9 protein-coding genes are annotated in these 14,489 nt (G+C 74.4%); 5 read left to right on the top strand and 4 right to left on the bottom strand.

All coding sequences use genetic code 11. From position 1 onward, the window contains the following. Nucleotides 1-231 precede the first annotated feature (231 nt). Together sucD and sucC are read right to left on the bottom strand one after the other, a co-directional pair. On the bottom strand, nucleotides 232-1,122 hold the full coding sequence (gene sucD / locus CAE01nite_RS03615) for a succinate--CoA ligase subunit alpha (protein ID WP_146900102.1): 891 nt from the start codon (nucleotides 1,120-1,122) through the stop codon (nucleotides 232-234). Nucleotides 1,123-1,157: 35 nt separating this feature from the next. Then, the gene (gene sucC / locus CAE01nite_RS03610; protein WP_146900099.1) at nucleotides 1,158-2,324 is read right to left on the bottom strand and encodes an ADP-forming succinate--CoA ligase subunit beta; all 1,167 of its coding nucleotides are present in this window, start codon (nucleotides 2,322-2,324) and stop codon (nucleotides 1,158-1,160) included. 38 nt (nucleotides 2,325-2,362) lie between these two features. Here sucC and CAE01nite_RS03605 point away from each other — a divergent pair, with 38 nt between their 5' ends. The 5 genes from CAE01nite_RS03605 (at nucleotide 2,363) to CAE01nite_RS03585 (ending at nucleotide 12,728) form a co-directional block, all read left to right on the top strand. Then, nucleotides 2,363-6,133 (top strand): glycogen/starch synthase, encoded by a 3,771-nt coding sequence (locus CAE01nite_RS03605; protein WP_146900096.1) that lies wholly within the window; start codon nucleotides 2,363-2,365, stop codon nucleotides 6,131-6,133. Continuing rightward, entirely contained in the window at nucleotides 6,130-7,146 is a 1,017-nt protein-coding gene (locus CAE01nite_RS03600; protein WP_146900094.1) for a phosphotransferase, read from the top strand. The genes CAE01nite_RS03605 and CAE01nite_RS03600 overlap by 4 nt, the downstream gene beginning before the upstream one ends. Continuing rightward, nucleotides 7,143-9,083, top strand: a complete 1,941-nt coding sequence (locus CAE01nite_RS03595) for an ABC transporter ATP-binding protein (protein ID WP_146900091.1) — start codon at nucleotides 7,143-7,145, stop codon at nucleotides 9,081-9,083. The genes CAE01nite_RS03600 and CAE01nite_RS03595 overlap by 4 nt, the downstream gene beginning before the upstream one ends. Nucleotides 9,084-9,132: 49 nt before the next feature. Next, the gene (locus CAE01nite_RS18845; protein ID WP_146900088.1) at nucleotides 9,133-11,424 is read left to right on the top strand and encodes a nucleotide sugar dehydrogenase; all 2,292 of its coding nucleotides are present in this window, start codon (nucleotides 9,133-9,135) and stop codon (nucleotides 11,422-11,424) included. An 83-nt stretch (nucleotides 11,425-11,507) separates the two neighbouring features. Next, nucleotides 11,508-12,728 (top strand): glycosyltransferase family 9 protein, encoded by a 1,221-nt coding sequence (locus tag CAE01nite_RS03585; protein ID WP_146900085.1) that lies wholly within the window; start codon nucleotides 11,508-11,510, stop codon nucleotides 12,726-12,728. On the opposite strand, the gene CAE01nite_RS03580 is transcribed toward CAE01nite_RS03585, so the two are convergent. Continuing rightward, nucleotides 12,721-13,419: a PIG-L deacetylase family protein gene (locus CAE01nite_RS03580; protein WP_186816398.1), complete on the bottom strand. Its 699-nt coding sequence runs from the start codon at nucleotides 13,417-13,419 to the stop codon at nucleotides 12,721-12,723. The two genes, CAE01nite_RS03585 and CAE01nite_RS03580, sit on opposite strands and share 8 nt — an antisense overlap. Next, the gene (locus CAE01nite_RS03575) at nucleotides 13,406-14,398 is read right to left on the bottom strand and encodes an NAD-dependent epimerase/dehydratase family protein (protein WP_146900080.1); all 993 of its coding nucleotides are present in this window, start codon (nucleotides 14,396-14,398) and stop codon (nucleotides 13,406-13,408) included. The genes CAE01nite_RS03580 and CAE01nite_RS03575 overlap by 14 nt, the downstream gene beginning before the upstream one ends. Nucleotides 14,399-14,489: the final 91 nt, after the last annotated feature.

The raw sequence follows: 14,489 nt of genomic DNA, 5'->3' as shown, positions 1-14,489 counted from the left end.
CCGACGGCCGCGGGTGCACCGGCCCCGCCGCGCCGGGTGGGCCCCGATCGGCGCGCTGTGACGTGCCCGACGCCGCCGCCCCGCGCGGCCGGACACGGCCGCCCGGCGCCCACGCAGCGCCCACGCGACGCCCACGCGGCACGAGCACCCGGGACGACGACGGCGCCGGTCCGTGGTGGACCGGCGCCGTCGGGACGCGGTGGGCGGCGGCCCGCGCCGCCCTCGCCCGGGTCAGGCGGAGAGGATCTCCCGCATGAGCGCCGCGGTCTCGCTCGGCGTCTTGCCGACCTTGACGCCGGCGGCCTCGAGGGCCTCCTTCTTCGCCTGCGCCGTGCCGGACGAGCCGGACACGATCGCGCCGGCGTGGCCCATCGTCTTGCCCTCGGGGGCGGTGAAGCCGGCGACGTAGCCGACGACCGGCTTGGTCACGTTGTCCTTGATGAACGCCGCTGCGCGCTCCTCGGCGTCGCCGCCGATCTCGCCGATCATGACGATCGCGGCGGTCTCCGGGTCGGCCTCGAACGCCTCGAGGGCGTCGATGTGCGTGGTGCCGATGATCGGGTCGCCGCCGATGCCGATGGCGGTGGAGAACCCGAAGTCCCGCAGCTCGTACATCATCTGGTAGGTCAGCGTGCCGGACTTCGACACCAGGCCGATCTTGCCGGCGGCGGCGATGTCGGCGGGGATGATGCCGACGTTGGACTTCCCGGGGCTGATCAGCCCGGGGCAGTTCGGGCCGATCAGGCGCACGCCCTTGGACTGCGCGTAGCTGAAGAACTCGGCGGTGTCGGCGACCGGGACGCCCTCGGTGATGATGACGACGAGCGGCACACCGGCGTCGACGGCCTCGACCACGGCGCCCTTGGTGTGGGCCGGCGGCACGAAGATGACCGACACGTCGGCGCCGGTCTCGGCGACGGCGTCCTTCACCGAGCCGAACACCGGCACGGAGACGGAGCCGTCGGCGGTGGCGAAGTCCACGGACGTGCCCGCCTTGCGCGGGTTCACGCCGCCGACGACGGCGGTGCCGGACGCGAGCATCCGGGTCGTGTGCTTCTGGCCCTCGGACCCGGTCATGCCCTGGACGATGACCTTGGACTTCTCGGTCAGGAAGATTGCCATGGGGGGAGTCAGTTCCTTGTCTTGTCGGGCCGGGGTCAGGCGTTGGCCAGCTCGGCGGCCTTGGCCGCGGCGCCGTCCATCGTGTCGGCCAGGGTCACGAGCGGGTGCGCGGCGGCCTCGAGGATCGCTCGTCCCTCGACCACGCTGTTGCCGTCGAGGCGGACGACCAGCGGCTTGGTCTCCTTGTCGCCGAGCATCTCCAGCGCCTGCACGATGCCGTTCGCGACCGCGTCGCACGCGGTGATGCCGCCGAAGACGTTGACGAAGACGGACTTGACCTGCGGGTCGGACAGGATGATCTCCAGCCCGTTCGCCATCACCTCGGCCGAGGCGCCGCCGCCGATGTCGAGGAAGTTGGCCGGCTTGACCCCGCCGTGCTCCTCGCCGGCGTACGCGACGACGTCGAGCGTGCTCATGACCAGGCCGGCGCCGTTGCCGATGATGCCGACCGCGCCGTCGAGCTTGACGTAGTTGAGGCCCTTCTCCTTGGCGCGCGCCTCCAGCGGGTCGGCCGCGGCGGCGTCCTCGAGGCCGCCGTGCTCGGCGTGCCGGAACTCGGCGTTCTCGTCGAGGGTGACCTTGCCGTCCAGGGCGACGATCTGCCCGTCCTCAGTGCGCACCAGCGGGTTCACCTCGACGAGCGTGGCGTCCTCGCCCTTGTACACGCCCCACAGCTTGACGAAGACGTCGGCCACGGCGTCGGTGATCTCGGCCGGGAAGCCGGCGGTCTGGGCGATCTCCCGGGCCTTGGCGTCGTCGATCCCGACCTGCGGGTCGACGGCGACCCGGGCGAGGGCCTCGGGACGCTCGACGGCGAGCTGCTCGATGTCCATGCCGCCCTCGACGGACGCCATCGCCAGGTACCGGCGCTCGGCGCGGTCGAGCAGGAGCGAGAAGTAGAACTCCTCGGCGATCTTCGCCCCCGCGGCGATCATCACGCGGTGGACCGTGTGGCCCTTGATGTCCATCCCGAGGATCTGCCCGGCCTTCTCGGCCGCCTCGTCGGGGTTGTGGGCGAGCTTCACGCCACCGGCCTTGCCGCGGCCCCCGGTCTTGACCTGCGCCTTGACGACGACCGTGCCACCGCCCAGCTGCTCCGCTGCGGCCCGCGCCTCGTCGGGCGTGGTGGCCACGATGCCGCCGAGCACGGGGACACCGTGCTTCTCGAAGATGTCACGTGCCTGGTACTCGAACAGGTCCACCTGGCTGGGTCCTTCCGTCGCCGCTGACGTGTCGTCGGATGACCACGCCGCCGGAGGTGATGGTAGCCGCGGGCCTCTGTGCTGTTCACCTCGGCCACCGGCCGGCAGCGCGCACCCGAGCGCCGGGGGCTGAACCGGATCGGCGTCCCGTCCGTAGACATACGACCAGGGGTGCCCGTGCGGACGGGCTCACCCGCGTTCGTCGTAGGAGGCCGGATCGCACGAGCACCCGCTGCCGGACCGCCACCGCGGGACGGCCGGGAGCAGCTGGGGGGAGCCCAATGGGCCCTGCGGGGGGACAGCGTCGTCTCCGCGAGGAGCACGTCGAGCAGCGGGTGGCCGCGGTCGGCTCACGGCTGAGGATCCTGTTCGCGAGCGCGGAAATGCACCCGTTCGCGAAGGTCGGCGGCCTGGCGGACGTCAGCGGCGCGCTGCCCAAGCAGCTGGCCGCGATGGGGCACGACGTCACCGTGGTGATCCCGGCGTACCGCGGGCTGGGCGGCGAGCCGGTCCTGGAGCTCGACCTGCCGTTCGGGCGCGTGACCGAGCACGTGGTGGTGCGTCGCCTGGCCGTCCACGGCGGCGTCAAGGTGCTGACCATCGGCGCCCCGGGCTGGTTCGACCGCAGCACCCCGTACGGCTACCAGGACCACGACGTCCTGCCGTTCGTCCTCTTCAGCCTCGCCGTCAGCACGCTCGCCGCCCGCTCACCGCGCCGCCCCGACGTCATCCACGCGAACGACTGGCACACCGGTCTGGTCGCCCAGGACGTGCGCGAGGGCCCGCACCGGGACCTGCTGGCGGACGTCGGCCTGGTCTTCACGATCCACAACATGGCCTACCAGGGACCGGTGGGCGCCTCCACCGACGAGCTCATCGGCCTGTCCCGCACCGGCAGCCTCCTGGCGCGGGGCATCACCTTCGCCGACCAGGTCACCACGGTCAGCCGCACGCACCTGCAGGAGCTGCTCACGCCGGCGTACGGCGCAGGCCTGCACGACGTCCTGCGCGCCCGGCGCGACGACGCCCACGGCATCCTCAACGGCGTCGACTACACCGACTTCAGCCCGGAGTCGGACCCCTGGCTCCCGAGCCGGTACGACGGCACGTTCATCGTGGGGAAGGCGCTGAACAAGGCGGCGCTGCAGAGCGCCGGCGCCCTGGACCCGCAGCCGGGACGCCCGCTCCTGGCCATGGTCGCGCGGCTCGTGCCCCAGAAGGGCGTGGGACTGGTGTGCCGAGCGGTCGACGCGCTGGTCGACCGTGGTGCCCAGCTGGTCGTCGTGGGCACCGGGGAGCAGCGGTACACCCGGGACCTGCGCGCGGCCGCCGCCCGCCATCCCGGTGCTGTGGCGTTCCACGAGGCGTCCGACGAGGGCCTGGCCCGGCTCGTCTACGCCGGCTCCGACCTCTTCCTGGCGCCGTCGGCGTACGAGCCGTGCGGCCTGACCCCGTTGATCGCGCTGCGCTACGGCACCGTGCCCGTCGTCCGGCGCACCGGGGGCATGGCCGAGACCATCGTCGACCGCACCCAGGACCCGGACGCGGGGGTGGGGTTCACGTTCGGGCCCCGGCGGGTGTCCGCGCTGCTCGGGGCCGTCGACCGTGCGCTGACGGTCTACCGGGAGCCCTCGCAGTGGCAGGCCCTGCAGCGGCGTGCCATGGCCACCGACTTCTCCTGGGAGCGCCCCGCGCGCGAGTACGCGGCGCTGTACGCCGCCGCGGCCGCGGGCCGGCGGCGCCCGGCCGCGGTGACCACGCGACGTCCGGAGGAACCGGCGGCGCCGCGGCGGCTGCCGGTGCCGATCGCGCTCGTGCACCACGCGAACCAGTACCTGATCACCGACGGGTACCCGGACCGGGAGGGGCTGACGGAGCTGGTGCGCGGGTACACCTCGGTGCTGCGCCTGCACGAGCGGTACCAGGTCCCCACCCACCTGCACCTGTCCGGGACGCTGCTGGAGGCGGCGGCCTGGGGAGCCCCGCAGCTCCTGGACCTCGTCCGGGACCTGCGTGAGCGCGGGCTGGTCACCCTCGTCGGCGGCGCGTACTCCGAGAGCGTCCTGCCGGAGTTCGACGAGGACTTCGCCCGCCGGCAGCTGCGCGAGGTCTTCGCGCTGCACGAGCGCCATCTGGGGTGCCCACCGCAGGAGCTGTCGATCTTCTGGGTCCCCGAGCGGGTGTGGCGCACCGGCGCGCTCGCCCCGGTGCTCACCGACCCCACCCTCCCCAACGGCGGGTTCCGCCACGTCCTGCTGGACGACCGGCTGCTCTACCCGACCGACGGCCGGTACGCCGGCAGCCACCGCGAGATGTTCGACGTCTCCGACGTCGGCGCGCCGCCCCCCGCGGACGCCTCCCGGCTGTACCGCATCGCCGGGGGCCACGGCCTGCACGCGGTGCCGATCTCGACGCGACTGCGCTACTGGGTGCCCCCGTCGGAGCGGACGCACTGGGAGAGCCTGGCCCGGCTGACCCGCATGCCGATCGCGCCGGGCGACGACACGGTGGTCGTCTACGCCGACGACATGGAGAAGACCGCCGGCGTCGGGCCGTGGGACCCGGCGCACCTGGACGGCTACGAGGCGTTCCTGCGCTGGCTGTCCGCCCAGCCGGACGTCGTGCCCGTGTCGCTGCCGACCTGGCTGGCGCAGCGACGGCACCCGGCCGCGGTCCGCGAGGTCCAGGACGGCACGTTCCTCGAGCTGGCCCGCGGCTGGGGCGCCGACGAGGACTACTCCGGCTGGTCGGCGGACCCGGCCTGGGCGCCGTACCGGTCGCACCTCGCCGCCTCCCAGGCCGCGGTGCAGGCGGTCGAGCACGCCGGTGCGCGCGGCTCCCTGCTGGACCTGGCGTGGAACCACCTGCTCGCGTCCGGCTACGAGACCGGCTGGCGGGACACGACCCGGCCGGACCGCCCACCGGCGCCGTGGGCCAAGGCGCTGGCCAGCCACGCGCGCAGCTCGCGGGTGCTCGCGGACGCGGCCCGGTGGTTCGCCGGCTCGACGGACCCCTCGCAGCGGGCCGAGCTCGTCGACATCGACGACGACGGCGAGGACGAGGTCGTCCTGGCCAACCACCACCTCTACGCCGTGCTCACCCCGCAGCACGGCGGTCGGCTCGTGTACCTCGCCTGCCGGACCGACCACGGCGGCGCGCTGCTCGTCGGCAACCCCACCGACGACTGGAACTGGCAGGAGTCCCTCAACCGGTACATGGACCAGCCGGCCAACCATCCCGGCGCCCTCGCCGACCACGGCGCCTTCGACGACCGGTACCGGGCCCGGGTCGAGACGACGCCCGCGGGCGTCGTCGTCGACCTGGTCGACGAGGAGGCCACCGGGCCGATGCGCGGGGCGCGCAAGCGGGTCTTCCTGGGTCGGGAGGCCGCCCTCGGCGTCCGCTACGACCGGGGCGACGGCAGGGACGAGCCCGCAGCGCCCACGACGCTGCACACCTGCCTGTCCCCGGACTACGCGACGCTGCTGCGCCACGGGCGCTCCGCGCTCCAGCCCTACGACGGACCGGGGTGGCGCGGGGCGCGCACCGGTGACGTCTGCGTGTGGCTGGCGGTCGACGAGGCGGAGGGCGTCGCCTGGACGTCACCGGACCGCCCGGACCCCGGGCACGGGGTGACGGTGGCCGTGACCGGGTGCGGCCCGACGTTCCACCTCGTCCTCGGCGCCGGCCCCACCGACGCGGCGACCGTCCGGCGCCGCCTCGAGGAGACCCGGAGCGCCCTCGCCGGGGACCCGACCGACCGGACCGCTCCGACCGACCCGACCGGTGGACCGAGGAGGACCGCGTGACCGCACTGGACCAGACCCGCACCGAGCAGCGCGACGCCCGCCGGGCCGAGCGCCTCGCCGCCGCGACCGCGCTCCTGCAGGCACCGCCACCGCTGGACCGGCTCGCGGTGCGGCAGGTCACCGTGCTGGGCGGGGAGGTCGTCCACGCCTCGCGGAGCAGGCCGGTGGTGCGATGGCACCTGAGCGTGGACCGGGGACCCGACGGGGCCGAGCCCCTGACGGTCATCGGCAAGGCGTTCCTCCGGGGCGGCGGCGAGGACGCGGGCCGGCTGCTCGCGGACCTTCGGGCGGCCGGCTTCGACGGCCCGACCTCCGGCGTCCCCCGCCCCCTCGGCTGGGACCCCGACCGGCAGCTGCTCGCGCAGGAGGAGGCCCCCGCCGAGACCCTCCACGCGCTGCTGGTCGACGGCGCGCTCGGGACCGCGGAGCCGGCGCGACGGGTCGGGACCTGGCTGGCCCGGCTGCACGCCGTGCGGACGCTGCACCTGCCCTCCCTGCCGGCCGACTTCGAGACGCACGCGCTCGAGCGCTACGGCGTGGCCCTCGAGGCCGAGCTGCCGGAGCTGGCCGGCCGGATCGGCGCCCTGCGGTCCGCGACCGGGAGGGCGCTGTCGGCGGTGCGGCTGCCCCACGTGCCCACCCACGGCGACTTCCAGCCCAAGAACGTCCACCTCGACGACCGGCGGGTGGTGGTCATCGACTTCGACCGGGCCGCCGCGGCGCCCGGGGCCCGCGACCTCGGTCACTTCGTCGGGCAGACCCGCACCATGGTGGCCGCCCACCACGGGTCCCCCGCCCTGGCCGACACGTGGGTCGGGGCCTTCCTCGACGGGTACCTCGACGAGGGCGGCTCCCCCGACGCCGTGTCCGCCGCCGGCCCGTATGTCGCGCGCACCTACGCGGAGGTCCTCTACTACCGGCTCGTGGTCCGGCCGGTCGGCCGGACGGACTTCGTGCCCGGGTGGCTGGACGCCTGGGAGCGCTGCCTGGACGGAGGTGGCGCGGCACTGTGAGCACCCCAGCGGCAGGCGGTCCACGGGACGACGCCCTGGGTCCCCGGGCGATGGTGCGGACCTTCGCGCCGTACCTGCGCCCGCAGTGGCCCGGGTACGCCCTGGCCGGTGTCCTCGCGCTCGCCGGGACCTGCACCGGGCTGCTCAAGCCGTGGCCGCTGAAGTACCTCTTCGACGAGGTCCTGGTGCCGGCGGACGGCGGCGCGCGGGCCGACGCCGGGACGGTCCTGGTGCTGCTGGTCCTGGCGCTGCTGCTCATCACGGTCGCGGACTCCCTCGTCGGGCTGCTGCGCGGCTACGTGCTGAGCGCGCTCGGCGAGCGGGTCGCCGCCGGGGTGCGGTCCGACCTCTTCGCCCGTCTCCAGCGGCTGCCGATGCGCTACCACGAGGGCGTCCCGGTCGGTGAGCTGACCAACCGGATCACGTCCGACGTCGACCGCGTCCGGGGGGTGCTGACCTCCACCGTGGTGGACGCGACCACCGACGCCCTCACCCTGATCGGCATGGCCGGGGTGCTGCTCGTCCTGGACTGGCAGCTGAGCCTGGGCCTGGTCCTGGTGGTCCCGCTCCTGGCTGTCGTCGTGGTGGGCTCGCGCCGCCGGATCAAGGCGGCGGAGGAGCACGCCCGGGTGGTGGAGGGCGATCTCGCCGCCGCCGCGGCCGAGTCCCTGGTCGCGATCAAGCTCGTGAAGTCGCTGGGCCGCGAGGACGCGGAGTCGGAGCGGTTCGCCGAGCGGTCGTCGACCTCGATGCGCGCGATCCTGCGGACCGAGCGGACCTCGGCGGGCTTCGCGTACGCCGTCGACGTCCTCGTCGCGGTCGCCACCGCCGGCCTGATCTGGCTCGGCGCCTCCCGCGTGGTCTCCGGTGCACTCACCCCCGGCGACCTGCTCATCTTCACCTCCTACCTCAGCAGCTTCTTCGGCCCGACCCAGTCGCTGTCCAAGCTGCCGGCGCAGCTCACCAAGGCCGGGGTGCGGGCGGAGCGGATCGCCCGGGTGCTGCGTCGCCGGCCGGACATCGTCGACCTCCCCGGGGCGGTCCCGGCCCCGGTCCCCCGGGTCGGCATGGGGCTGACGGGGGTGTCGTTCGCGTACGTCGAGGGTCGGCCCGTCCTGCGCGGCGTGGACCTGGAGGTCCCCATCGGCCGGACCCTGGCCGTGGTCGGACCGACCGGCGCGGGCAAGTCCACCATCGCCTCGCTGCTGTGTCGCCTGCAGGACCCGGTGGAGGGGACCGTCACGCTCGACGGGACGGACCTGCGCGACCTGACGCTCGACAGCGTCCACCGGCACGTGGGGCTGGTCCTGCAGGAGGCGACGCTGTTCCGCGCCACCGTGCGGGAGAACATCGCCTACGGACGGCCCGAGGCGTCGATGGAGGAGGTGGTCGAGGCCGCGAAGGTCGCCGACGCGCACGAGTTCATCCAGACCTTGCCGCAGGGGTACGACACCCTGCTGGCCGAGCGGGGCGCCTCGCTGTCCGGTGGCCAGCGGCAGCGGCTCGCGCTGGCGCGGGCGGTGGTCCGCGGCTCCCCCGTCCTCATCCTCGACGAGCCGACCACGGGTCTGGACGCGCGCTCCGAGCGCGCGGTGCTCGCGGCGATCCGCCGGGTGAGCGAGCAGCGGACCACGGTGATGATCACGCACCGGATGGCGGCGGCGATGACCGCCGACCACATCGTCGTCCTCGACCACGGCGTCGTCGTGGAGCGAGGCGACCACCAGACCCTGCTCGCCGCGGACGGCGTCTACGCGGAGATGTGCCGGTTGCAGCACGTCGACGCCCGGACCGGGAACGGCCACGGTGCGGCCGACCGCCGCACCGTGCTCTCGCCCCACCCCACATCCACGCCCCACCCCACGTCCACGCCCGCCGGGGCCGACGGGCAGCAGACCGACGGACGCACGACCCACGGAGCACGGGAGCCGTCATGAGCCCTACCGCCGCAGTGATGATCCGGATCGCCCCAGGGAGGGCAGAGTCGTGACCCTCGACCTCGAGACCGCCGTCGACCGGCTGGGTGGGCCCCTGCCGGTCGGGGAGCTGATGGAGCACTGGCCGCTGGGCGGCTGGCGCCGGCTCGCCCCGGCGACCGTCAGCCTGAACGAGCACTTCCGCCTGACGACCGCGCAGGGGGACTTCTTCGCCCGCCGCTCGCACCGGTCGAAGTCGGTCGGCGACCTCCTGCAGCAGCTGGACCTGATGTCCCTGCTGGCCCGGCGCGGGCTGCCCGTGCCCCGGGTCGTGCCCACCGCCACCGGCGCCCGGCACGCCGTGATCGGCGGCCGGCTCTGGGTCGTGACCGAGGCGATGAGCGGTGCGCCCTACGACCCCGGGCGTCCGGCGCACCTGCAGCAGCTGGGGCGCGTGCTGGCCTGGTACCACCAGACGGTCGCCGACCTCGACGCCGGCGCCGGTGAGCCGTCGCCGCTGGTGGAGCTGCGCCTGCGGGCGGCGCGCGGGCCGTTCGACCCGTACCTGCACCAGCGGGCGACGCAGGTGATGGAGGAGCTCGGACGCCTGACCCCCGACCTGCCCCGGCTGATCACCCACGGTGGTGCCCGGCGCGGCAACGTCCTGTTCGACGGCGACCGGCTCTCGGCGCTGCTCGACCTGGACAGCGCGGGGCCCGACGCCCGCGTGGTGGACCTGGCCATCGCGACGCACGACCTCGGGATGGTCTACACGGCGTCCGGCGCGCAGGACCACAAGGTCGCCCTCGACCTCGACCGCGTGGCCGCCCTCCTCGAGGCCTACGTCGACCAGTCGGGCCGGCTCACGCCCGCGGAGGCGATCGCCCTGCCGCTGATGGTCGAGTGCCGGGACCTCAAGCGCACCTTCGGGCGCCTGGGCCGCCTGCACGACGGCGAGCCGCTGTCGGTCAACGACCACGTGAAGATCGGCATGGAGCGCAACCGCGTGCGGTGGCTGCACGAGCACCGCGAGGAGCTGTCCCGGGTTTGCGCCGCCGCGGCACGGCGGGCAGCACCGGCCCGGCCGGTCACCCAGCCCGTCGACCCGGTGGACCTCGTGGTGGTGGGCCTGGGGTACGTCGGCCTGCCGGTGGCCGCGCACGCCACCTGGGCCGGGATGTCCGTCGCCGGGCTGGACCTGGACCGGGACGTCGTCCGCGCCCTCAACGACGGCCGGTCGCACGTCCACGACCTGTCCGACGACGACGTCGCCGGTCTGGTCCGGCGCGGCTTCCGCGCCACCGCGGACGTCTCCGTGGTCGAGCGGGCCGGCACCGTGGTGATCTGCGTGCCGACGATGCTCGGGTCCGGCGGGGTGCCCGACCTCGGCCCGGTGAGCCGGGCGAGCGCGGCGGTCGCCCGGCACCTGCGGCCCGGGACGCTCGTCGTGCTGGAGTCCACGAGCTACCCGGGCACCACGGAGGAGGTGGTGCAGCCCATCCTCGAGCAGGGGTCGGGGCTCCGGGCGGGCACGGACTTCCACCTCGCGTTCTCCCCGGAGCGGATCGACCCGGGCAACGAGCAGTTCGGGCTGCGCAACACCCCCAAGATCGTCGGCGGGGTGACGCCCGAGAGCACGGAGGCGGCGCGGCAGCTCTACGCACGGTTCGTGGACACGGTGCTGGTGGCGCGCGGGACCCGCGAGGCCGAGGCCGCCAAGCTGCTCGAGAACACCTACCGCCACGTCAACATCGCCCTGGTCAACGAGCTGGCGCAGTGCTTCCACGACATGGGCGTCGACTTCTGGGACGTCATCCGCCTCGCGGCGACCAAGCCGTTCGGGTTCCAGTCGTTCGTGCCGGGACCCGGCGTCGGCGGCAGCTGCATCCCCATCGACCCCAACTACCTGACCTACCGGGTCCGGACCCAGCTCGGGCGGGCGCTGCGCCTCGTCGAGCTCGCGCAGGAAGTCAACGAGTCCATGCCGGCGTACGTGGTCCGCCGCGCGCAGGAGCTGCTCAACGAGGACGGGATCGCGCTGCGGGGCAGCACCGTGCTGCTGCTCGGCGTGACCTACAAGGCGGACGTCGCCGACCACCGCGAGTCACCGGCGCGCGAGGTGGCCACCCGGTTGCTGCGGCTCGGGGCGCGGGTGCGGTACCACGACCCGTACGTGCCGCACTGGCCGGTCGACGGCGTCGAGAAGGCGCCCGACAGCCTGCCCGCGGCGGCGGCGGAGGCCGACCTGGTCATGGTGCTGCAGGCGCACGCCGTCTACGACCTGCGGGAGCTGGCGACCTCGGCCGTCCGGGTCTTCGACACCCGCGGGGTGTCGTCCGGCGACAACGTCGAGCGCCTGTAGCGACCGGGCGCGACGTGGACGAGGGACGGGGCACCGTGCCGCGGAGCCGGGTGCGCACGCCGCGGGGACGGCGTCCGGGGCGCGTGCCGCCGCGCCGCGTCCTGGTCGTGCTCGACGCCAAGGGGATCGGGGACGCCGCCGAGGCGCTCGGTGTGTTCGAGCTGATCCACCGCCACTGGCCCCGGACGCAGGTCGCCGCCGCCGTCGGCCGGGACACCCAGGCGGCGGTCCTGGACCGGTCGCCGCACGTGGCGCGGGTGGTCCGGCTCCCCGGGGGCATCCGGGACGCCGGCACCACGCTGCGCCGGCTGCCCCGGGACCTGTCCCTGCTGCGGGGGGTCGACGACGTCCTCGTCCTGGCGCGGCGGGAGCGGGTGGCCTGGCCCTTCGCCCTGGCGGTGCGGCTGGCCGGCGCGCGCCTGCACCACCGGCACGGCTACCGCTACCGGGACCGGCGCAAGAGCCCCTTCGCGGACTTCCCCGCCCACGTCTTCTTCGAGCTGATGACCTCCGAGCTGCTCCTGGGGCAGCCGCTCGCCGAGGTCGTCCGCCCGCACCTGGAGCCGGCGGAGGAGGACCGGCGGTACGCGGCGGACTTCTTCGCCCGCCACCGGCTGGACGAGGCACCGGTCGCGCTGCTGAACACCCGCGGCCCCCAGTACGGGGTCGGGATGGGCCGGTGGGGCATCGAGCGCTACCTCGCGACGGCCGACGTCCTGCTCCGCCACGGCGTCCGGGTCGTGGTCAACGGGGGCAGCGCGGCCCAGATGGAGGAGTTCCGCGGGGCGCAAGACCGGGCCGACCCGCGGGTGGTCCTCCTGGAGCGGCCGACGGTGGGGCAGCTCAGCGCGGTCCTGGAGCGCTGCACCGTGGTGGTCGGCGAGCCCGCGGGCCCGGTGTGCGTGGCGATGGCGGTGGGCACGCCCACCGTCTCCGTCCAGGGCCCCGGGGAGCGTGACTACCCCGGCCACAACCGGTCGGGGCCCCTGTGGTGGCCGGCGGACCCGCGTCACGTCAGCGCCTCCCGGGTCGCCTGGTGCCAGCACACCACCCGCGGGGCGTGCCTGTGCTCACGGGACACCAAGCCGCGCACCAAGCAGCGCCTGGAGCCGCTGCACCTGTGGAAGCCCTACAAGCGGGTGCTGACCCGCCTCGGGGTGTTCGACCGCCTGCACCCGTCCCGCTGGACGGACCGGACCTTCACCTGCCTGGAGGGGCTGTCGCCGCAGGAGGTGGCCCAGGTGGTGCTCACCCACCTGGCCACCGTCTCGTTCGGCACCCCCGCGGCCGGGGGGATCAGATGAGGGTCCGCAGCACCTGGTAGGCCTCGGCGTGGGGCACCCCGACCTCCGCTCCCCGGACGACCGCGAGCGCGGCGACCGACTCGGGGCTGCGGATGTGCGGGCTCACCCGGGCCTGGGTCCGGTAGAGGGCGATCGCGCGCTGCTTGGTCTCCAGGTCCTCCCCCGTGAGCTCGTGGTAGGCCGTGGACCGGGGCAACGGCTCGGCCGCCCACTGGATCTTGGTCATCTCGTAGGCCAGCACGTGCGGGACCAGCCGCTTGCCGAACTGCTCCGGGATGGGCCGTGCCGCGGCGAAGCCGGCGAGGAAGACCGTGACGTGGTCGTGGTCGTAGTCGGCCCCGGACGGCAGCAGCACGACGTCCGGGCGCCGCTCGTCCATCGCGTGCTGGTAGAGGTCGACCAGCTCGCGCCGCGGCAGGGTGTCCAGCTCCATCATCAGGCCCTTCTCGGGGTAGGCGATCTCGTAGGTGAAGCCGAGCAGCCGGCTCACCTCCTCGATCTCCGCGACCCGCTCGGCGAAGGTCGTCGTCCCCGCCAGGCCGTAGTGGCGCGAGCCGTCCACCGACGCGTAGAGGACGTGCACCCCGACGCCCCGTCGTGCCAGGGACGCCATGAGCCCACCGCAGCCCAGCACCTCGTCGTCGGCGTGCGGCGCGAGCACCAGGACGGTGCCGCCCTCAGACAGCAGCACGGTCGGCCCGCACGTCGCTGCGGCGCCGGTAGTAGTCGGCGGTCTGCAGGATGAGGTCGTCGAGGTCGAGCTGCGGGCGCCAGCCCAGGGCAGCCGCCGCCCCCAGGACCGGGACCTTGTGGAACGACTCGGCCTCCTCGTACAGCGGACCGTGGATCGTCTTGGCGTCCACCCGCACGATCGGGGAGGAGCTGCCCATGAGCTCCTTGACCCGCTCCGCCAGGGCCATGACGGTGACGGCGTTCCCCGGGTTCCCCACGTTGATCACCGTGTGCCCCGCCGCCAGCGCGGCATCCATGTGGTCGGTGAGGAAGCGGGCGAGGTCGGTGGCGGCCAGGAACGCGCGCACCTGCTGCCCCGTGGCGAACACGGTGATCGGCGTCCCGGCCAGGGCCTGCTGCACGAAGGTCGGCATGACGAACCCGCCCGCGCGGGACTGCCGCGCCCCGCCGACGTTGAACGGGCGGATCACGATGGCACGCAGGCCCCGGTGGCGGCTGTTGACCGTCATCACCTCGGTCAGCGTCTTGGCGACGGCGTACTCGATCCGCGCGTTGTAGTCGCGCGGCACCCGGATGTCGTCCCCTTCGGCGAGCTGACCGCTGCGGCCGTACACCTCCGCGGAGCTGAAGACGCACAGCGGCACGTCGGCCGCCAGGCACGCCTCGAGGACCGGGCTGGTGCTCATGACGATGTCGACGCCCAGGGTCCCCACGTGGTGGAGGATCCCGGCCGGACCGACGTGCGCTGCGGCGTGCACGACCCGGTCGACGCCGGCGAAGTCCCCGCCGCCGCGGAGGTAGTCCTCCACCGACGCCCGGACCACCGTGCATCGCGGGTCGGTGTCGTAGTCCTCCCCGTCGACGACGGCGCCGACCTCGGAGTCGATGATGCGCACGGTGTCGCCCCGTGCCAGATACGCGTCGGCGACGTGCGAGCCGATGAACCCGAGTCCTCCGGTGACGACGACCTGCCCCATGGTCAACCCCCCGCGTGGTCCGTGGGCCCCGCTGCGCTGCGGGGCCTGCGGCGGTCACGGCGGACCGTGAGCGCCGGCTGACACCCGGACA

Source organism: Cellulomonas aerilata (assembly GCF_007991755.1).
GTDB lineage: Bacteria > Actinomycetota > Actinomycetes > Actinomycetales > Cellulomonadaceae > Pengzhenrongella > Pengzhenrongella aerilata.
This window is presented reverse-complemented; position numbering and strand designations above follow the sequence as displayed.

Coding starts and splice junctions, on each gene's coding strand:
- sucD (WP_146900102.1), bottom strand. CDS start 1,122: ATGGCAATCTTCCTGACCGAGAAGTCCAAGGTCATCGTCCAGGGCATG.
- CAE01nite_RS03605 (WP_146900096.1), top strand. CDS start 2,363: ATGACCACGCCGCCGGAGGTGATGGTAGCCGCGGGCCTCTGTGCTGTT.
- CAE01nite_RS03575 (WP_146900080.1), bottom strand. CDS start 14,398: ATGGGGCAGGTCGTCGTCACCGGAGGACTCGGGTTCATCGGCTCGCAC.